Below are 18,514 nucleotides of genomic sequence, written 5' to 3'. Positions count from 1 at the left end.
AATCCGTGCAAAAGGTGGCCACTCGGCGTCAGACGAACGTACCGACCAGGTGGCCGACGGCATAGGTGGCGCCCAGCGCCAGGGCCCCACCTATCACGTTGCGCGCCACGGCTTTTCCGACCGGAGCCCCGCCGAGCCGAGCTGACACCACCCCGGTGATCCCCAATGCCAGGAGCACCGCGAACATGGTCACCGGCACGCGGAGCGCCGTCGGGGGCAGCAGGATCGCGATCAACGGCAACAACGCCCCGACGGTGAACGCCACCGCGGACGAGAATGCCGCCGCCCACGGGTTCGACAATTCCCCCGGGGTGATACCCAATTCGACGACCGCGTGCGCCGCGAACGCGTTGTGATCGGTGAGTTCCTCAGCCGCGGTGCGAGCCGTCGACACCGACAGGCCCCGGCCTTCCAACAGGCCGGCCAGTTCATCGAGTTCAGCCGCGGGGTCTTCCTTGAGCTCGCGCTTCTCCTTGGCCAGCAGGGCCCGTTCAGTGTCACGCTGGGAACTCACGGACACGTACTCGCCCAACGCCATCGACACCGCGCCGGCCACCAACCCGGCCATACCGGCGGTGAATATCGGCCCGCGCTCCGCCGTTGCGGCCGCGACGCCGACGACGATGCCGGCGGTCGACACGATGCCGTCATTGGCGCCGAGCACGCCGGCACGCAACCAGTTCAGTTTCGACGCAACCGAGCCCTCATGGGGCTCGGCATCATGGGACGAGATCGCCATTCCTGCAACGCTATCCGGGCTCGCGCCGATTCGCCAGCCAATGAAGGCTTGCCAAACCTGCTCAGGATTCCAGTTTTTTGAGCACCGCGCGGGTGCGGGCCCGGCCCTCGGCAGACGGATCGAAGGTCACGCCGACATATTCATCGACACCGGCGGCCTCGAGTTCGGCGAGCCGATCGCGCACCGTCTGCTCGTCGCCGATGATCGCGATGTCCTCCGGACCCGCATAGCCCTCGCGGTCGAGCATTGCCCGGTACGACGGCAGGTGCCCGTAGATTGCGAACTGCTCGGCGGCCTGTTTGCGGGCGCCGTCGACATCGTCGGTCACGGACACCGGGATGGCGGCGACCACGCGGACCGCATCAGCGCGGCCGGCGTCCGCGGCCGCCTGGCGCAAGGTCGGACCGACATGCCCGGCAAGGGTTTTCGGCCCCGTCATCCAGGTGACGGTGCCCGCCGAACGCCGTCCGGCGATCTGCAGCAGCTTCGGCCCGAGCGCGGCGATGTACACCGGCGGCGTCGGCGCCCCGGGGATGATCAGCGCACCACGGGTGGTGACGGTCTCGCCGGTGGCGCCGGCCTTCTCGCCGTTCAGCAGCGGCAGCAGTCCGTCGAGGTATTCGTTGAGCCGGCGCACCGGCTTGTCCCACGGGATGCCCCACATGCCTTCGGTGACGGCCTGGTGCGTCATCCCGAGCCCGAGCAGCAGCCGTCCGCCCGACATCTGACTGATGGTCAGCGCGCGCTGCGCCAGCAGCATCGGATGCTGATTCTGGATGGGCAGCACGCCGGTGCCGACCTCGATGCCGTCGACCTCGCGCAGCCCGACCGTCAGCGCCGTGAGAAGGTCTGGCTCATAAGGCATCTGGGCGAACCAGGCCCGGCTAAAACCTTCGTCCCGCAGCTGATTCAGGTACGCGACGGTGTCGTCGACGGGAGATTTGAAACCACTCAACGAACCGAAAATGCTGATCTGCACGGGATGCTCCTTGAGTCCGGGTTACGTCACCTGTGAGTATCGAACCATGAGCATCGATGCACCAGAGACCGCCCGGCTGCAATATTTCGGACCCAACTGGTTCGCGTCGGTGATGGGCACGGGCATCGTCGCCACCGCGGCGGCGTCCCTGCCGGTGCACCTGCCGGGGCTGCGGGGCTTCGCCGAAGGCGTGTGGGTGATCGCCACCGCCCTGCTGGTGCTGCTGATCGTCGCGGTGTCGGTGCAGTGGGTGCGCCACCCCAAGGTGGCGCGCGGTCAGGTCCGCAACCCACAGATGACGCACTTCTACGGCGCGGCACCGATGGCACTGATGACGGTCGGCCTCGGCGCGCTGCTGCTCGGGAAAGACCTGATCGGCACGCGCCTGGCCGTCGATCTCGACTGGGTGCTGTGGACCGCGGGCACCGTCGGCGGGCTGTTCACCGCGATGACCATCCCGTTCCTGATGTTCACGCAGCTGGAAGTCGGGCCGGACGCCGCGTTCGGTGGCTGGCTGATGCCCGTCGTGCCCCCGATGGTGTCGGCGGCGTCCGGCGCCCTGCTGCTGCAGCATCTGCCACCGGGCACGGCCCGCACCACAATGTTCTACGGCTGCTTCGCGATGTTCGGGCTGTCGCTGGTCGCGGCCCTGATCATCATCACGATGATCTGGAGCCGGCTGGCGCACTACGGCACCTCGGGGTCGGCGCGGGTCCCGACGTTGTGGATCGTGCTGGGTCCGCTGGGGCAGGGCATCACCGCCGCGGGACTGCTGGGAACGGCGGCGGCCTTGGCCGTCAGCCCGGAGCTGGCGTCGGGCATGAAAATCTTCGCGGTGCTGTTCGGCGTTCCGGTGTGGGGTTTCGCGGTGCTGTGGATCAGCCTGGCCAGCGCCCTGACGGTGCGGACCATGCGGCGCGGTATGCCCTTCGCACTGACCTGGTGGAGCCTGACGTTCCCCGTCGGCACGTTCGTCACCGGCACGTCGCAGCTGGCCGCGCATACCGGTCTGCCGGCGTTCCGGGTCGCCGCGGTCCTGGCGTACGCCTTCCTGCTGTGCACCTGGGGGCTGGTCGCGGTGCGGACACTGCGTGGCAGCGTCGGAGGCAGCCTGTTCACCCCGCCGCCTGCTCCGGCCGCCATCCACAAGGACCCGAAGTGATCGACACTGCTCGGGTGTACGACCCGATTGATCCGGCCCAGCCGCCCCGGGTGACCGTGGACCGGTTGTGGCCCAGGGGAATTCACAAGGAAGACCCGCGGGTCGGCACCTGGATGCCGCACGTCGCGCCGTCGAATGAGCTGCGCAAGTGGTACCACGCGCATCTGGATCAGTACGACGACTTCGCGGCCCGCTATCGGGAGGAGCTGGCCGACTCGGACGAGTTGGCCAAGCTCCGGGCAATGGGCCCGGTGACGCTGACCACCTCGGCCAAGGACGTCGCCATCAGCCACGTGCCGGTGTTGGCGGCGTTGCTCTGAACGTTTGGGGGTTGGGGTGGGCGGCACAGGTCGCCTACCCGATCCGCGGTGCTATGCCGAATGTGCAGCTTTGCGCGCCAGATCTCGAGTCTGGGCACCAAAAGCTGCGCATTCGACAGAGGACCCCGCGGAGCGCATACCAACCTCCGCGGGCTGACCCGACCCCGAACACGAGAGTGCCCCGTGTTTCCGTCAGGTCGGGGGTCAGACGGAAACACGAGGCACTTGGGGTATCGCTGAGGCTTCGCGAGGCGTTACACGCCCCGAGAATTACGCCTCGAGAATCGCGGTGACGCCCTGGCCACCTGCGGCGCAGATGGAAACCAGGCCACGAACCGGCTTGCCGGTCTCCTTCTTCTTCTCGGCGAGCTGCTTGGCCAGCTGGGCCACGATGCGGCCGCCGGTCGCCGCGAACGGGTGACCCGCCGCCAGCGACGAGCCGTTGACGTTGAGCTTGGACCGGTCGATGGCACCCAACGGAGCGTCCAGGCCCAGGCGACCCTTGCAGTAATCCGGCGACTCCCAGGCCGCCAGCGTGGCCAGCACCACGGAGGCGAAGGCCTCGTGGATCTCGTAGAAGTCGAAGTCCTGCAGCGTCAGGCCATTGCGGGCCAGCAGGCGCGGCACGGCGTAGGTCGGGGCCATGAGCAGGCCGTCCTTGCCGTTGACGTAGTCGACGGCGGCGGTCTCGGAGTCGACGAAGTAGGCCAGCACCGGGATGTTGTGCTCGGCCGCCCACTCATCGGTGGACAGCAGCGCCACCGAGGCACCGTCGGTCAGCGGGGTCGAGTTGCCCGCGGTCATGGTGGCGTCGCCCAGCTTCACGCCGAAGACAGGCTTGAGCTTGGCCAGCTTCTCGGTCGACGAGTCGGCACGCAGGTTGTTGTCGCGGTACAGGCCCAGGAAGGGGCTGACCAGGTCATCGAAGAAGCCGCGGTCGTAGGCGGCGGCCATGTTCTGGTGGCTGGCGGCGGCCAGGGCGTCCTGGTCGGTGCGCTTGACGCCCATTTCCTTGGCGGTCATGGCGGCGTGCTCGCCCATCGACAGCCCGGTGCGGGCCTCGCTGTTGACCGGAATCTCGACGCCGACGGCCGACGGCAGCTTGCCGACGAGCTTGAGGCGGTCGACGTTCGACTTGGCCCGGCGCAGGCTCAGCAGCACCCGGCGCAGGTCGTTGCCGAGGGCGATGGGCGCGTCCGAGGCGGTGTCCACGCCACCGGCCGCGGCCACCTCGTAGCGGCCGGCAGCGATGCCGTCAGCGGCCGCGATGGCCGACTGCAGACCGGTGCCGCAGGCCTGCTGCAGATCGAACGCCGGGGTGTACGGCGACAGCGACGTGCCCAGTACACACTCGCGCATGAGATTGAAATCACGGCTGTGCTTGAGGACGGCGCCGCCGATCACCATGTCGAGCTTCTCGCCGTTGAGGTTGAAGCGGTCGATCAGACCGTCCAGTGCAGCGGTGAACATGTCCTGGTTGGAGGCGTTCGCGTACGCACCGTCGGATCGTGCGAAGGGAATGCGGTTACCACCCAGGACTGCCACGCGGCGGCGGCTGTTGGTCTCGGCCACGGTATTTCTCCAGTTCGTTGACGTTGGATGACTGAGGCAAGATGTCTCTTGACGCCTATATTACCCACCGTTCTTACTCTGGAGTAAGTTCGTCTGTGACAAGACGCTTCCGTCTCTGGCAAATACGTCCGCAGAAAGGCTTGCAATGGCTGACGTCCTCTCCCAAGTCCTCACCTCCGGTCCGGGTTCCTTCCTGGCCAAGCAACTCGGCGTGCCGCAGCCCCAGCCGCTGCGCCGCTACCAGGCCGGCGAGCCCGCCCTGGCCGGTCCGCTGCTGATCGGCGGCGCAGGCCGCGTCGCCGAGCCCTTGCGCGCAGCGCTGGCCGACGACTACGACCTGGTCGGCAACAACGTGGGCGGCCGCTGGGCCGACTCGTTCGGTGGTCTGCTGTTCGACGCCACCGGCATCACCAAGCCCGAGCAGCTCAAGCAGCTCCACGAGTTCTTCACCCCGGTGCTGCGCAACCTGGCCGCCAACAGCCGCGTCGTCGTCGTCGGCACCACGCCCGATGAGACCGACAGCATCGACGAGCGCATCGCCCAGCGCGCCCTCGAAGGCTTCACCCGCTCGCTCGGCAAGGAGCTGCAGCGCGGCGCCACCATCGGCCTGGTCTACCTGTCGGCGGGCGCCTCGCCGGCCGCCTCCGGCATCGAGTCGACCGTCCGCTTCCTGCTGTCGGGCAAGTCGGCCTACGTCGACGGGCAGGTGTTCTACGTCGGCGCCGCCGACTCGGTCGCCCCGGCCGACTGGGACAAGCCGCTGGCCGGCAAGGTCGCGCTGGTGACCGGTGCCGCCCGCGGCATCGGTGCCGAGATCGCCCGGGTGTTCGCCCGGGACGGCGCTGCCGTCGTCGCCATCGACGTCCCGCAGGCGGCCGACGCGCTCACCGAGACCGCTGCCGCAGTCGGCGGCACCGCGCTGGCCCTCGACGTGACGGCCGACGACGCCGTCGCCCAGATCGTCGCGCACCTGACCGAGCACCACGGCGGCAAGGCCGACGTGCTCGTCAACAACGCCGGCATCACCCGCGACAAGCTGCTCGCCAACATGGACGACGCCCGCTGGGACTCGGTCATCGCCGTGAACCTGCTTGCGCCGCAACGCCTTGCGCAGGGCCTGGTGGAGAACGGCGCCATCGGTGATGGCGGCCGGATCGTCGGCCTGTCGTCGATGGCCGGTATCGCCGGTAACCGCGGCCAGACCAACTACGCCGCCACCAAGGCCGGCATGATCGGCATGACCGACGCGTATGCAGAGGTGTTCGGCGAGAAGGGCGTCACCATCAACGCCGTCGCGCCGGGCTTCATCGAGACCAAGATGACCGACGCCATCCCGCTGGCCACCCGCGAGGTCGGCCGTCGCCTCAACTCGCTGTTCCAGGGCGGCCTGCCGGTCGACGTCGCCGAGCTGATCGCGTACTTCGCCAGCCCCGCCTCGAATGCCGTCACCGGCAACACGATTCGGGTCTGCGGCCAGGCTCTGTTGGGTGCCTGACATGTCGCAGCCCAACGGTCTTCTGAACATGGCACGGGCGGTGGCGGGTGCGCTGCCGTTCGTGTCGCGGGGTGCCACCCTGCCGGTACGCACGGTCAAGGTGTCGGGCCTGACCATCGACCCGACCAACGTGGCCGAGTACGCCGCGGTGACCGGCCTGCGGTTCGGCGACACCGTGCCGCTCACCTACCCGTTCGCGTTGACGTTCCCGACCATGATGTCGTTGGTCACCGGGTTCGATTTCCCGTTCGCCGCAATGGGTTCGGTGCACATCGAGAACCACATCACCCAGTACCGGCCCATCAAGGTGACCGACAAGCTGGACGTGGCGGTGCGAGCGGAGAACCTGCGCGAGCACCGCAAGGGCCTGCTGGTCGACATCGTGACCGACATCAAGGTCGGCAATGACCTGGTGTGGAACCAGGTCACCACGTTCCTGCACCAGCAGCGGACCAGCCTCTCGGGTGGCCCGAAGCCGGAGCCGGTCAAGCAGCCGAAGCTGCCGCCGCCCAACGCGGTCATCAGCATCACGCCGGGTCAGATTAGGCACTACGCCGACGTCGGCGGCGACCACAACCCGATCCACACCAGCTCCATCGGTGCCAAGCTGTTCGGCTTCCCGACCGCGATCGCGCACGGAATGTTCAGCGCCGCAGCGGTACTGGCCAACATCGAGGGCCAGCTGCCGGATGCGGTTCGGTATTCCGTCAAGTTCGGCAAGCCCGTGCTGCTGCCGGCGAAGGTCGGGCTGTACGTCGAACCCATCGACGGGGGTTGGGAGCTGGCGCTGCGCAACCTGTCGAAGGGTTACCCGCACCTGACGGCGACGGTCACCGGGCTGTAGCTCTCGTCGCGCGCCCAGGCGCGTCGGCTCTCCTGCGGCACTTGCGATTTGGAGCCGATGCTCTTGTCGTTTCCAACGTGAAGTTGATGGCGAGATTCCAGCGAAATCTCACCATCGACTTCACGTTCGGCGCGGATCATTCGTAGCGGCCGAAGCCCCGGATGCCCGGATCGTCGGCGATCTTGTAGGTCGACAGGCCCACGTTGGTGCCCTCGCCCCCGCCGACCGTGGTGAGCGTGCCGTCGTCGTTGATGAGCACGATGTTGACGTGCTGACCCTTCGGGCTCGGCTTGTCGTAGAGCACCATGTCGCCGGGCAGTGGCGAATAGTCCGGTGACTCCCAGCGCCCCTCGGAGTGCAGGTAGTCAGTGAGCGTCATGACGCCAGGTATGCGCCAGTGCCCGGAATTGGGATTGGTGAAGGGTTTGCCGGATTCCCGCATCACCCAGCTGGTGAAGTCCGCGCACCATGGCTCGTCGTTGCCCTCCGAGTACTTGGACATGCCGGATTGGGCGGCGTACTCCTGGGCCAGGATGTGCACGACGGCTGCGCGCCCGGGGCTCAGCCGCGAGGTATCGACAGCGGGGAAATCCGGTCGGGCGATGTGCTCGCGGTAGCCGCGATACCCGGCCAGGCCGGCGACACCCACCATCACCAGGGCAGCGACGACCAGCAGGATGCGCCACGCGCGTTTGTGCATATTTTCAGACTAAGTGCCCGAAGTGGTGCTACCGGTCGGCAATTTCGGGTCCTCGCGAGCAGACGCAAAACTGTCGAATTCGACCGCGAATCGACAGTTTCACGTCTGCTCGCGGGCTTTACGGCGGGAGGAGCTGAATCGTGGGGCGGCCGGCGCCGGCACCGTCGGGGATGACGCGGGCCGCGATGCCGTAGACCGACGAGATCAGTTCGGCGGTCAGGACTTCGGCGGGAGTTCCGGCCGCGACGACGCGGCCCTGATCGAGCACGACGAGCCGGTCGCAGAACAATGCCGCGAGGGTGAGGTCGTGCAGCGTCACCACGGCCGTCACCGGCAGCGCGCGAATGAGCGCCAACAGCTCGAACTGGTGCCGGATGTCGAGGTGGTTGGTGGGTTCGTCGAGCAGCAGCTCGCGCGGTTCCTGCGCGAGCGCCCGGGCGATCTGCACCCGCTGTTGCTCGCCGCCGGACAGCGTGCGCCAATCGCGGCCGCGCATGGCCGTCGTCTCGGTCTGCTCAAGAGCCCGCTCGACAGCGCGATCGTCCGCGTCGGCATTGCCAGACCAGATGCCGCGGTGCGGAATTCGACCCAGCCGGACGATCTGCTCGACGGTCAGGTCCAGGTCGGTACTGACCTGCTGCTCGACCACGGCAATACGCTGCGCGACGGCCCGCCGCCGGATGTCGGCGAGCGGACGTCCGTCGAGCAGCACCGCCCCACCGTCGGCGCGCCGTAGTCCAGCGAGCAGCCGCAGCATCGACGACTTGCCGGCGCCATTGGGCCCGAGCAGGCCCAGCGTCTCGCCTTCGGCCACCACCACCGACACCCTGTCGACGACGAGCCGTCCGCCGGCCGACCAGCTGACGGATTCCGCAGCGAGCGGCCCCGTCATCGAATCCTCCTGCGGCGGGCAAGAATCCACATGAAGATCGGTACGCCGACGAGCGCGGTCACCACACCGACGGGCAGCTCCTGCGGCGCGAACACCGTGCGCGCCGCGGCGTCGACCCAGACCAGAAAGATGGCGCCGGCGATCGCGGTGACCGGCAGCAGTCGACGGTGCGACGGCCCGACGATCATCCGCGCCGCGTGCGGCAACACCAGCCCGACGAAACCGATTGCGCCCGCGGCACTCACCAACACGGCCGTCAGCAGCGCCGTCGTCAGCAGCAGGATGATCCGGACCCGCCGAACCGAGACGCCCAGGGCGGCGGCCGCGTCACGACCGAAGGCGAACGCGTCCAACGCATCCGACTGCAGCCAGCAGACACCGAGGCAGGCCGCGCAGATGAGGCCGCACATCGCCACCTGATGCCAGCTCGCGCCGCCCAGCGACCCCAGCAACCAGAACAGCACCCCGCGGGTTTGTTGCGCGTCGGCCGACGAGAACACCACCATCGCCGTCGTCGCCGAAAAGAGCTGAGTACCAGCTACTCCGGCGAGCACCACCCGGTCCGGTCCGCCGCCGGCGGCCGCCGCGAGGGCCAGCACGATCGCGAACGCGATCACCGCACCCACGAAGGCGCCGCCCGACAGCGTCAGCGCGCCACCGATACCCACGACAACGACCAGCACCGCTCCCGTGGACGCGCCAGAGGAGATGCCCAGCATGAACGGGTCGGCCAACGGGTTGCGCATCAGCGACTGCAGGATCGCCCCGCAGATGCCCAGGCCCGCCCCACAGATGGCGGCCAACAACGCTCGTGGCAGCCGCAGTTCCCAGACGATGCCGTCATCGATCGGTGCGATGTCCGCTGGGCGGCCCCAAAGATGTTGCGCGACGACCGCATACACGTCACCGATGCCGAGGTCGGCAGGCCCGATGATCATGGCCGCCGCGATCGACAGCGCCAGCCCGGTCAGGCTGAGCATCGCCATCCCGGCGGTGCGCACCGCCGTCAGGACTTCCCGCCCAGCCCGAACGAGCGCAGCCCGGCCGCGACGGTCTCGACTGCGCCGACGTTACGCAGCGACGGGTCCATCGCACTGCCCGGCAACACGATCCACCGCCGCTCGCGCACGGCCTTCAACTTGCTTGCGGCCGGATCGGTTTCGAGGAACTTGATCTTGGCGGCGACGCTGTCGCCGTCGTCGCCTCGGGTGAGGTCGGCGAGGACCAGCACGTCTGGGTCGCGTTGCAGGATGGCCTCCCACGAAATCTCCGGCCACAGCTGCCGGCTGTCGGCGAACGCATTGCGCGCCCCAACCGCGGTGGTGATGATGCCCGGCGCCCCGCAGCAGCCCGCGATGTACGGGGTCCTGGTACCGGCGTACCACCACATCAGGGAGACGCCTCCTGCGTCGAGTCCGCTGGTCGCGGTCGCCATCCGCGTACGCAGCGACGAGACCAGTTTGTCGCCGCGCTCGGGCACACCGAATATCTTTGCGATGTCCCCGATTTCGGCATACATGTCATCGAGCGTCAACGCGCGCTGCTGTGCGGCATCCTGACCACCGCACTCGCTCGACGACTGGTACGTCGGCACGCCGAGGCGCTCGAAGCGATCCCGTGGGGCCACGCCCTGGTCGGTGAACGACCAGTCGAACGTCGCGTAGACGAAGTCGGGCTTCGCTTTCAGCACCCGTTCGAACGACGGGAAATCCCGGCTCAGCACAGGCACTTTGGCGTTGTCGGCGGCGAGGTCGGGGCGCACGGCGTCGCTCCATGATGCGGTGCCGGCCATGCGATCGGCGAGGCCGAGCGACAGCAGCAGTTCGCTGGCCGGCTGGTTGATCGAAACCGCGCGCTGCGGCGCCGATTTCACCGTCACCTGGCGTCCGCAGTTCTCGAGCGTGACGGGATAGCCGCCGGTGCCGGCAGCAGCGGACTCCACGGCCGGCGGACCGCCACAGGAGCAGACGAGCGAAACAACCAGTGAGACAAGCACAATGGTGCGGACAAACACGGCGGGGCCTTCCGATCCGGGACTCTGGTCGCGGAGTCCATCCGTGGGGGTCCTCGCGCCGCCAAGGCCACGAGAGCCCGAGCCAGCAGGTCTTCGGACTCGGGATCATCCAGCCGGAGCGCCTTCCCAGCCCGCGTGGGGCCAGTGGCCGTTGCTCCGCCTGTCCTCCTCACCGCTGCGCGTCAGTTCCGGGTTCACACCGGATTCCCTGACCCAACCGCGTTGGGTTCGACTGGCTCAAGCGGACCATACCAGCGCCGATGGGGTCACCGCCCTGGCGACTAAGGCTCCGCGCGCTTGCCCTTCAGGCCGCGCCAGAAGAGGTTGATCATCAGCTCGGTGGCGTCGTTGACATCGGTATCACCGGCACTGACGCGCGACGCGATGGCCTCACCCGCACCCACCAGGGCCACGGCCATCATCTCGAAGTCGCTGTCCGGCTCCGGGTTTCGCGTACCCGCACTGAGCAGCCGGGCCACCAGATCGATGATCTTCTCGCGGCCCTCGCGCACCGTGTGGGCGAAGGCCTGCGAGCTGGTGGCCTGCGTGTAGAGCACGATCCAGGACGCCCGGTTGCGGTCGATGTACGTCATGAACGACAGCACCGCGTTGCGCAGCAGGTCGCGTGGGCTCTGCGCGAAGTTGATGTCGGCGCGGACGGTGTCGACGAAGCGCGTCAGCTCCCGATCCAGGCACGCGGCGAACAGCTCTTCCTTCGAGCCGTAATAGAGGTACAGCATCGGCTTGGAAATCTCGGCTTGCGCGGCGATCGCGTCCATCGAGGTCTCGTGATAGCCGTTCACCGAGAACATCTGCACGGCAGCGTCGAGCATCTGCTGTTCGCGGACGGCCCGCGGCAGCCGCTTGGTTCCTCCTGCCATCAGAACAGGGTATTCAACGCGCAGCTCACTTCACGCATTTGGCGCCCGGCCCCTTCATGGCCGCCACCCGAAGGACCGACTTGTCGACCTGCGCCTGGTCCAGCTGCCCGGCCTGCGCGGCCGCTTCCAGCTTGTCCAGCACGTCGGGAATGCCGTCGGTGGTGATCCACAGGGCGACATCGGCGCCGGCCTGGAGCGCCTTGAGCGCCGCGTCGGCGACGCCGAAATGCTGCGTGATGGCCGCCATGCCGGTCAGATCGTCGGTGAACACCACACCGTCGAACGGCGGGCCGCCGTACTCGCCGCTGCGCAGCAGGTCGTAGGCCGGCTTGCTCAGGCTGGCGGGGTCGTCGCCGAGCGTCAGGCCGGGCACCTGCAGGTGGCCGACCATCACCGCGACGGGCTGCTGCGTCGTCAACGTCCGGTAGGGCACCAGGTCGTTGTCCTTCAGCGCGGCCAGCGGCGGGGTCTGCACGCCACCGGTGTGCGAGTCGCCCGAGCCGTGTCCGTGACCGGGGAAATGCTTGAGCACCGGAACGAGTCCTGCTTCGCGCAGGCCCGCGGCATACGCGCCGGCGTACTCGGTCACCTTCTGCGGGTCCGAACCGAAGGAGCGGTCGCCGATCACCTCGTCGTCGGGCTCTTCGGTAACGTCGGCGTCGGGCGCGAAGTCGACGGTGATGCCGAACTTGTCCTTCATCTGCCGCCCGCGGTCCCGCGCGATGGCCTGGACTTCGGCAGGCGTCTTGGTCGTCGCCAGCACCCGCGCCGATTCCTGCGGGCCGATCAGCTTCTTCAGCCGGGACACCCGGCCGCCCTCTTCGTCGATGCTGACCGCCAGCGGCAGCGCACCGGACGCGGCCTGCAGTGCCGGGATGCTGCCGTCCGACAGCATGGACAGGTCCGTCCAGCTACCGATGAAGATGCCGCCGACCTGCTGTTCCGTCACGGCCGCACGGGCATCGGCGGCGTCCTTGACGCCCACCATGAGCAACTGGGCCAGCTTCTGCCGCAGCGTCAGGGTGCTCAACAGCGCGTGCGGATCGCACGGCGGGGCGGTCGGGGCGGGCGCGTCCATCGGCTTGCTCGACGCGGCGGTGCTCTTGGCCTGGCTGGACGTGCTGGAAGCGGCCGGGTGGTCGGACGACGACGAGCAACCGGCTACCAATCCAGACACCAGTGCGAGCGCGCCAAGGGTTCGGGGCAAGGACATGGGCACCGAGCCTAGCCGCGCGACAGCGGCGCCCGGGTCCCGCGATGACCTGGTAGCGGGCTGGCGCACACGGAAGCGGGCAGGTCGTCATGCTAGTTTGGGCGCCATGGACCGCTTCCTCGTGCCCGCCGGAGCCAGCATCGTGGTCGGTCTGTTGCTCGGCGCCGCAGCGGTCTTCGGCACCACGCTGATGCTGGAGCAGGACACCAAGCCGACGCTGCAATCGGGCGATCCAGCGTCATCGGTGCTCAACCGGGTCGAATACGGCAACCGCAGCTGATCCCGCAGCGCCGCTCTCCCGGCGCTGCCTATGGGTCGTCAGCGCGGCCGCACTGGTCCTGACGTTCGCCCAGTCACCGGGCCGGGTCTCGCCCGACACCAAACTCGATCTCACCGCCAACCCTGCGCGCTTCCTGGCGCGGGCGGCCAACCTGTGGAGCAGCGACCTCCCCTTCGGCCAGTCGCAGAACCAGGCCTACGGCTACCTCTTCCCGCACGGCGCGTTCTTCCTCGCCGGTGACGTCATCGGCCTGCCCGGCTGGGTGATCCAGCGGCTGTGGTGGGCGTTGCTGCTGGTCGTCGGCTTCTGGGGGGTGGTGCGCGTCGCCGAGGCGCTGGGCATCGGCAGCCGATCCTCTCGGGTGCTTGCCGCCGTGGCGTTCGCCCTGTCGCCGCGCGCGCTGACGACGCTGGGCGCCATCTCGTCCGAGACCCTGCCCATGATGCTGGCGCCGTGGGTGCTGCTGCCGGTGATCCTGGCGCTGCGCGGCGACCCGCGAATCCGGCAGCTCGCGGCCCGCTCGGCGGCCGCCGTCGCACTGATGGGCGCGGTGAACGCCGTCGCCACCCTGACCGGCTGTCTGGCCGCGATCATCTGGTGGGCGGCGCACCGGCCCAACCGCCGCTGGTGGCGCTTCACGGCGTGGTGGTTCGGCTGCACTCTGCTCGCCATCCTGTGGTGGGCGGTGGCGCTGCTGCTGCTCGGCCGGATCAGCCCGCCGTTCCTGGACTTCATCGAATCGTCGGGCGTCACGACGCAGTGGCTGTCGCTGACCGAGGTGCTGCGCGGCACCTACGGCTGGACGGCGTTCGTCGCGACCAACGCGACCGCCGGCTCGTCGTTGGTCACCGGCTCGGTGGCGGTGCTGGCCACGACGCTTGTCGCGGCCGGCGGCCTGGCCGGCCTGGCGATGCGCAGCATGCCCGCGCGGGGCCGGCTCATCTCGATGCTGCTGATCGGCCTGTTGCTGCTCGCGGTCGCGTACGCGGGTGGGCTGGGCTCCCCGATCGCACACGAGGTGCGGGCCTTCCTCGACGCCGGCGGCACCCCGCTGCGCAACGTGCACAAGCTCGAACCCGTGCTGCGCTTGCCGCTGACGCTGGGCCTGGCCCACGTGCTCGGCCGGATTCCACTGCCGGGTACCGCACCGCGCCGCGAATGGATCAACGCGTTCGCCCATCTGGAGCGGGACAAGCGGATGGCGGTCGCGGTGGTGCTGCTGACGGCGCTGGCCGCCGGGACGTCGCTGGCGTGGACGGGCCGTCTCGCCGCACCCGGTACCTACCGCGCGATCCCGCAGTACTGGCACCAGACCGCGGACTGGCTCGACGCGCACAACGCCGAGACTCCGGGCCGGGTGCTGGTCGCGCCGGGTGCGCCGTTCGCCAACCAGGTGTGGGGCAACACGCACGACGAGCCACTGCAGGTGCTGGAGCGCGGGGCCTGGGGCGTGCGCGATTCGATTCCACTGACCCCGCCCGCGACCATCCGCGCCCTGGATTCCGTGCAGCGCCTGTTCGCCACCGGACGACCGTCCGCCGGGTTGGCCGACACCCTTGCCCGCCAAGGCATCTCGTTCGTCGTGGTGCGCAATGACCTGGACCCCGACAACTCCCGGTCGGCCCGGCCGCTGCTGGTACACCGGGCCATCGAGGGGTCCCGCGGCCTGACGAAGGTGGCCCAGTTCGGCGACTCGGTCGGGCCCGGCCTGCTGGAGGGCTTCGTCTCCGACAGCGGCCTGCGGCCCCGCTACCCCGCGGTCGAGATCTACCGCGTGACCGGCGCCGCCACCACCCAGCCGTACCTGGCCGACGCCGACACCATGGCACGCATCGACGGCGGACCCGAATCCCTCCTGCGCATCGACGAGCGTCGCCGCCTGATGGGACGAAACCCGTTGGGCCCCATGATCTTGACCTCCGATGCGCAGCGAGCCGGGCTCCCGGTGCCCGAGGTGACCGTCACCGACACCCCGCTGGTGCGGGAGACCGACTACGGGCGCGTCGATGACCATTCATCGGCCGTGCGGGCCCCCGACGATCCGCGCCGCACCTACAACCGCGTCATGGATTACCCGAGCCCCGGCGCCACTCCCGCGTACGGCCAGTGGCCGGGCGGACGGATCACCACCTCGAGTTCGTCGTCCGATTCCACCGCGCTGCCCAACGTGTCCACGGCAGCCGGGCCGGCCGCCACCATCGACGGCGACTCTTCGACCAGCTGGGTGTCCAACTCGCTGCAAACCGCTGTGGGGCAATGGCTTCAGGTCGACTTCGACCATCCGGTGACCAACGCGACCGTCACCCTGACGCCCAGCGCGACGGCGGTCGGCGCCCAGGTGCGCCGCGTCGAAGTGGCAACAGCCAACGGCACCAGCACAATTCGCTTCGACCAGCCCGGCAAGCCGCTGGTCGCCGCCTTGCCCTACGGCGAGACCTCGTGGGTCCGGTTCACCGCGATCGGCACCGACGACGGTTCACCGGGCGTCCAGTTCGGCATCACCGACTTCTCCGTGACGCAGTACGACGCATCCGGCTTCGCCCATGCGGTGAGCCTGCGGCACACCGTCGACGTGCCCGGACCTCCCGCGGGATCGGCTGTGGCGCAATGGGATTTGGGCAACGACCAGCTGGGCCGGCCCGGCTGCGCCGAGGGACCGAACGGCGTCCGGTGCGCCGCCACCATGGCCCAGTCGCCCGAAGAGCCCGTGAACATGAGCCGCACCCTCACCGTGCCGGCGCCGATGGCCGTCGTACCGACGGTGTGGGTGCAGGCGCGACAGGGTCCGCACCTGGCCGATCTGGTCAGCCAACCGGGCACCACCCGGGCAACCGGTGACGCCGACGTCATCGACATCGCAGGCTCGGCCTACGCCGCCACCGACGGCGACCCGCGCACCGCCTGGGTGGCTCCGCAGAGCATCGTGCAGTTCCGCGATGGCGCCAACCTGACCGTGCACCTGCCGGCCCCGACGACCGTCAGCGCCCTGCGCCTGGTGCCGAGCGCCTCCGAGTTGCCGGCCCACCCGACCGTCGTCGCGGTGGACCTGGGCAACGGGCCACAGGTGCGACGGATCGGCGACGGGCCACAGACCATCAAGCTCGCCCCCGCGAAGACCGACACCATCAAGCTGTCGATCCTGGACTGGCACGACCTGATCGACCGCACCGCACTGGGATTCGACCAGGTGAAGCCGCCCGGCCTGGCCGAGGTCATCGCCCTCGACGAGCGCGGCACACCGATCGCTCCTGCCGACGCGGCCGCGAACCGGCGTCGGGCCATCACGGTGCCGTGTGGCCGCGGCCCGATCGTCGCCATCGCCGGCCAGTTCCTGCAGACCTCGATACACACCACCGTCGGCGCGCTGCTCGACGGTGAGCCCATCGCGGCCCAGCCATGCCAGTCCGCGCCGCTGCAACTGCCCGCCGGGCAACAGGAGTTCCTGATCAATCCGGGTCCCGACTTCACCGTCATCGGCGCCCGGCTGACCGGCCCGCTCGCGGCCCACATCCACAGCGCCCCAACGACTCCCGCGCAGCTGAAGAAGTGGACGTCCGATCACCGCGAGGTGCAGGTGACCCCGTCACCGGTGCAGCGCGTGCTCGTCGTCCCCGAGAGCGTGAACCCGGGCTGGACCGCCCACACCGCCAACGGCGCCATCCTCACCCCGGTGACCATCAACGGCTGGCAGCAGGGCTGGGTGCTGCCGGCCGGTACCGGCGGCATCGTCACGCTGACGTTCGCGCTCAACACCCCCTACCGCATCGGCCTGTTCGGCGGGCTCGCCCTGCTCCCGCTGTTGGCGCTGTTGGCGCTGCTACCGATGCGTCGGCCCGTCGATGACGAACCGACCCAGACCTGGCAGCCGCGTCCCGCAGTCGTCGGCGTGGCCCTGGCCGGGTTCGGATTCCTGGTGGCCGGATGGGCCGGTCTGGTGACCGTCGCGGCGGCCATCGGCATCCGGTACCTGCTGCGCTCGCGCCCGCGGATTCTGGACGGGTGGACCGTCATCGCCTCGGCGAGCGGCCTGATCGGCGCGGGGGCGGTGCTCAGCGCGTACCCGTGGCGGTCGGTGGACGGCTACGTCGGGCATTCGCCGTGGGTGCAGTTCCTGGCGCTCATCTCGGTGGCCGTACTCGCGGCGTCCCTGTGGGACGCGCCGGCTAACCCACCGCGGCAGGCTCCGGCACGTCCGTGATCGAGCTGTCCCGCGGCGACGGGGCATGCCGGGACTCCCAGCGGCGCAGCAGCTCCCGGCAGGGCGACTCGATCAGCCCGTAGCTGACTGCGGCGATCGCGAACCCGAAAACCCAGGTCAGGATCAGCACGATCGGCATGTGGCCGTTGAACGGGAACTCGCCGATCACCGGGAACACCATGGCCAGCGCCGCCAGGTGCCAGATGAACAGACCGTAGGACCACCGGCCCAACGTCACCATCACGGTGCTGCCCAGGATCCGGTGCGGGGTTCCGGGCGCGTCCAGCACCAGCGGCGCCAACAACGCCCCGGCGACGACGGCGCCCATCGCGGTCTTGACCACGACCTGGCTGACGGTGCCCGGCGCGAGCCCGATGTTGCCGGCCAGCGGCGTCGCCGCGATGACGAACGCCACCCCGGCGATGGCGGCCATGACCCAGCGCCGCCGGGCCAGCTGGTGCATCCGGCCGACGGGCATGACCGTCAGCTCCGCCAGCAGCATGCCCGCGGCGAACCAGGAGAACAGCGCCGGCAGCCAGTTCATCTGGTTGACGCCGAACGGCAGGTGCCACGGCAGCGCGGGCCAGGCGAAGCTCGCCACCCCGAGCACCGCGATGGCGGGCACCCGCCAGTCCACCGGCAGTCGGCGGGCCAGCAGCGCCAGCACGGGCAGCACCAGATAGAAGCTGACCTCGACGGCCAGGCTCCACATCTGGGTCAGCCCGGCGGTCAGCGTCAGGGGCACGTAAACCTGGGTCAGCGTGAGGTTCGACAGCCACACTGTGAGATCGGCGTGGGCGTCGGGCAGCAGCGCCAGTATCACCACGACGGCCACCACATAACCCGGCATGATCCGGACCACGCGGGACCGTAGGTAGTGGCCCGTCGGCGGCCGGTGCCGTAGCCCTCGCGCGGCGGCCGCGTGCCCCCGCCACAGCAAGAACCCCGACAGCGCGAAGAACACCGCGACCGCCAGGTCGAAACGGGTGAACAACCGGCCGTACCAGCCGCTGCTGTTGGCGGTCTGGAACGCCACATGAGTCAGCACGACGCCCATGGCGGCGCAGGCCCGCAGGCCCTCGACAGCGGGCAGGAAACTGCGGGTGCCGCTCACCCGCGCGATGTCCGCGGTGTCGTGTCCTTCGTCGCCCACGAACCCAGTGTGCCGGGTGCCCGCACTCGGCGGCGAATCTCACTTCCACCCCGACACCACTATGAGGGTGTG

The 18,514-nt window shown here is 69.2% G+C and carries 16 protein-coding genes and 1 riboswitch; of the genes, 6 read left to right on the top strand and 10 right to left on the bottom strand.

Annotated elements, in window-relative coordinates; translation table 11 throughout:
• Positions 1 to 28: 28 nt before the first annotated feature.
• Together TL10_RS10810 and TL10_RS10805 are read right to left on the bottom strand one after the other, a co-directional pair.
• Positions 29 to 739 carry a VIT1/CCC1 transporter family protein gene (locus TL10_RS10810; protein ID WP_043391067.1) on the bottom strand — a complete coding sequence of 237 codons (711 nt, stop codon included), beginning with the start codon at positions 737 to 739 and terminating at the stop codon, positions 29 to 31.
• 61 nt (positions 740 to 800) lie between these two features.
• Complete coding sequence (locus TL10_RS10805) at positions 801 to 1,718, bottom strand: TIGR03564 family F420-dependent LLM class oxidoreductase (RefSeq protein WP_043391069.1); 918 nt, start codon at positions 1,716 to 1,718, stop codon at positions 801 to 803.
• A gap of 46 nt (positions 1,719 to 1,764) precedes the next feature.
• Between TL10_RS10805 and TL10_RS10800 the strand changes: the two genes are divergently transcribed.
• Both TL10_RS10800 and TL10_RS10795 read left to right on the top strand, forming a co-directional pair.
• Entirely contained in the window at positions 1,765 to 2,880 is a 1,116-nt protein-coding gene (locus TL10_RS10800) for a TDT family transporter (protein ID WP_043391070.1), read from the top strand.
• Positions 2,877 to 3,200 carry a DUF488 domain-containing protein gene (locus TL10_RS10795; protein ID WP_043391072.1) on the top strand — a complete coding sequence of 108 codons (324 nt, stop codon included), beginning with the start codon at positions 2,877 to 2,879 and terminating at the stop codon, positions 3,198 to 3,200. The genes TL10_RS10800 and TL10_RS10795 overlap by 4 nt, the downstream gene beginning before the upstream one ends.
• A 270-nt stretch (positions 3,201 to 3,470) precedes the next feature.
• On the opposite strand, the gene TL10_RS10790 is transcribed toward TL10_RS10795, so the two are convergent.
• Complete coding sequence (locus tag TL10_RS10790) at positions 3,471 to 4,772, bottom strand: acetyl-CoA C-acetyltransferase (RefSeq protein ID WP_043391074.1); 1,302 nt, start codon at positions 4,770 to 4,772, stop codon at positions 3,471 to 3,473.
• Between the two features lie 145 nt (positions 4,773 to 4,917).
• Between TL10_RS10790 and TL10_RS10785 the strand changes: the two genes are divergently transcribed.
• Both TL10_RS10785 and TL10_RS10780 read left to right on the top strand, forming a co-directional pair.
• Complete coding sequence (locus TL10_RS10785) at positions 4,918 to 6,267, top strand: 3-oxoacyl-ACP reductase (RefSeq protein ID WP_043985639.1); 1,350 nt, start codon at positions 4,918 to 4,920, stop codon at positions 6,265 to 6,267.
• A 1-nt stretch (position 6,268) separates the two neighbouring features.
• Positions 6,269 to 7,111: a MaoC/PaaZ C-terminal domain-containing protein gene (locus TL10_RS10780; RefSeq protein WP_043985638.1), complete on the top strand. Its 843-nt coding sequence runs from the start codon at positions 6,269 to 6,271 to the stop codon at positions 7,109 to 7,111.
• Between the two features lie 136 nt (positions 7,112 to 7,247).
• Here TL10_RS10780 and TL10_RS10775 read toward each other — a convergent pair whose 3' ends face one another.
• The 6 genes from TL10_RS10775 to TL10_RS10750 form a co-directional block, all read right to left on the bottom strand.
• Entirely contained in the window at positions 7,248 to 7,811 is a 564-nt protein-coding gene (locus TL10_RS10775) for a CHAP domain-containing protein (protein WP_043985636.1), read from the bottom strand.
• A 118-nt stretch (positions 7,812 to 7,929) separates the two neighbouring features.
• Entirely contained in the window at positions 7,930 to 8,703 is a 774-nt protein-coding gene (locus tag TL10_RS10770) for an ABC transporter ATP-binding protein (protein ID WP_043985635.1), read from the bottom strand.
• Positions 8,700 to 9,689, bottom strand: a complete 990-nt coding sequence (locus TL10_RS10765) for a FecCD family ABC transporter permease (RefSeq protein ID WP_043985634.1) — start codon at positions 9,687 to 9,689, stop codon at positions 8,700 to 8,702. Before TL10_RS10765 ends, TL10_RS10770 begins: the two co-directional genes overlap by 4 nt.
• 20 nt (positions 9,690 to 9,709) lie before the next feature.
• Positions 9,710 to 10,717: an ABC transporter substrate-binding protein gene (locus tag TL10_RS10760; protein ID WP_043985633.1), complete on the bottom strand. Its 1,008-nt coding sequence runs from the start codon at positions 10,715 to 10,717 to the stop codon at positions 9,710 to 9,712.
• Positions 10,718 to 10,784: 67 nt separating this feature from the next.
• A riboswitch (cobalamin riboswitch) is annotated at positions 10,785 to 10,969 on the bottom strand.
• Positions 10,970 to 10,998: 29 nt separating this feature from the next.
• Positions 10,999 to 11,598: a TetR/AcrR family transcriptional regulator gene (locus tag TL10_RS10755; RefSeq protein ID WP_043391090.1), complete on the bottom strand. Its 600-nt coding sequence runs from the start codon at positions 11,596 to 11,598 to the stop codon at positions 10,999 to 11,001.
• Positions 11,599 to 11,623: 25 nt separating this feature from the next.
• Positions 11,624 to 12,811: a glycoside hydrolase family 3 N-terminal domain-containing protein gene (locus tag TL10_RS10750; protein WP_043985632.1), complete on the bottom strand. Its 1,188-nt coding sequence runs from the start codon at positions 12,809 to 12,811 to the stop codon at positions 11,624 to 11,626.
• 106 nt (positions 12,812 to 12,917) lie between these two features.
• On the opposite strand from TL10_RS10750, the gene TL10_RS30120 reads away from it, so the two are divergent.
• On the top strand, positions 12,918 to 13,091 hold the full coding sequence (locus tag TL10_RS30120) for a DUF2613 domain-containing protein (RefSeq protein ID WP_020103457.1): 174 nt from the start codon (positions 12,918 to 12,920) through the stop codon (positions 13,089 to 13,091).
• Complete coding sequence (locus tag TL10_RS10745; protein WP_192830213.1) at positions 13,042 to 17,289, top strand: alpha-(1->3)-arabinofuranosyltransferase; 4,248 nt, start codon at positions 13,042 to 13,044, stop codon at positions 17,287 to 17,289. Before TL10_RS30120 ends, TL10_RS10745 begins: the two co-directional genes overlap by 50 nt.
• On the opposite strand, the gene TL10_RS10740 is transcribed toward TL10_RS10745, so the two are convergent.
• Positions 17,255 to 18,442, bottom strand: coding sequence for an acyltransferase family protein (locus TL10_RS10740; RefSeq protein WP_043391095.1), 1,188 nt, complete (start codon positions 18,440 to 18,442; stop codon positions 17,255 to 17,257). The two genes, TL10_RS10745 and TL10_RS10740, sit on opposite strands and share 35 nt — an antisense overlap.
• Positions 18,443 to 18,514: the final 72 nt, after the last annotated feature.

Origin of the sequence: Mycolicibacterium llatzerense (assembly GCF_000878195.1) — a bacterium.
In the GTDB taxonomy this organism is placed as follows: domain Bacteria; phylum Actinomycetota; class Actinomycetes; order Mycobacteriales; family Mycobacteriaceae; genus Mycobacterium; species Mycobacterium llatzerense.
This window is presented reverse-complemented; position numbering and strand designations above follow the sequence as displayed.

Coding starts and splice junctions, on each gene's coding strand:
- TL10_RS10810 (WP_043391067.1), bottom strand. CDS start 739: ATGGCGATCTCGTCCCATGATGCCGAGCCCCATGAGGGCTCGGTTGCG.
- TL10_RS10800 (WP_043391070.1), top strand. CDS start 1,765: ATGAGCATCGATGCACCAGAGACCGCCCGGCTGCAATATTTCGGACCC.
- TL10_RS10785 (WP_043985639.1), top strand. CDS start 4,918: ATGGCTGACGTCCTCTCCCAAGTCCTCACCTCCGGTCCGGGTTCCTTC.
- TL10_RS10780 (WP_043985638.1), top strand. CDS start 6,269: ATGTCGCAGCCCAACGGTCTTCTGAACATGGCACGGGCGGTGGCGGGT.
- TL10_RS10775 (WP_043985636.1), bottom strand. CDS start 7,811: ATGCACAAACGCGCGTGGCGCATCCTGCTGGTCGTCGCTGCCCTGGTG.
- TL10_RS10770 (WP_043985635.1), bottom strand. CDS start 8,703: ATGACGGGGCCGCTCGCTGCGGAATCCGTCAGCTGGTCGGCCGGCGGA.
- TL10_RS10765 (WP_043985634.1), bottom strand. CDS start 9,689: ATGGCGATGCTCAGCCTGACCGGGCTGGCGCTGTCGATCGCGGCGGCC.
- TL10_RS10755 (WP_043391090.1), bottom strand. CDS start 11,598: ATGGCAGGAGGAACCAAGCGGCTGCCGCGGGCCGTCCGCGAACAGCAG.
- TL10_RS10750 (WP_043985632.1), bottom strand. CDS start 12,811: ATGTCCTTGCCCCGAACCCTTGGCGCGCTCGCACTGGTGTCTGGATTG.
- TL10_RS30120 (WP_020103457.1), top strand. CDS start 12,918: ATGGACCGCTTCCTCGTGCCCGCCGGAGCCAGCATCGTGGTCGGTCTG.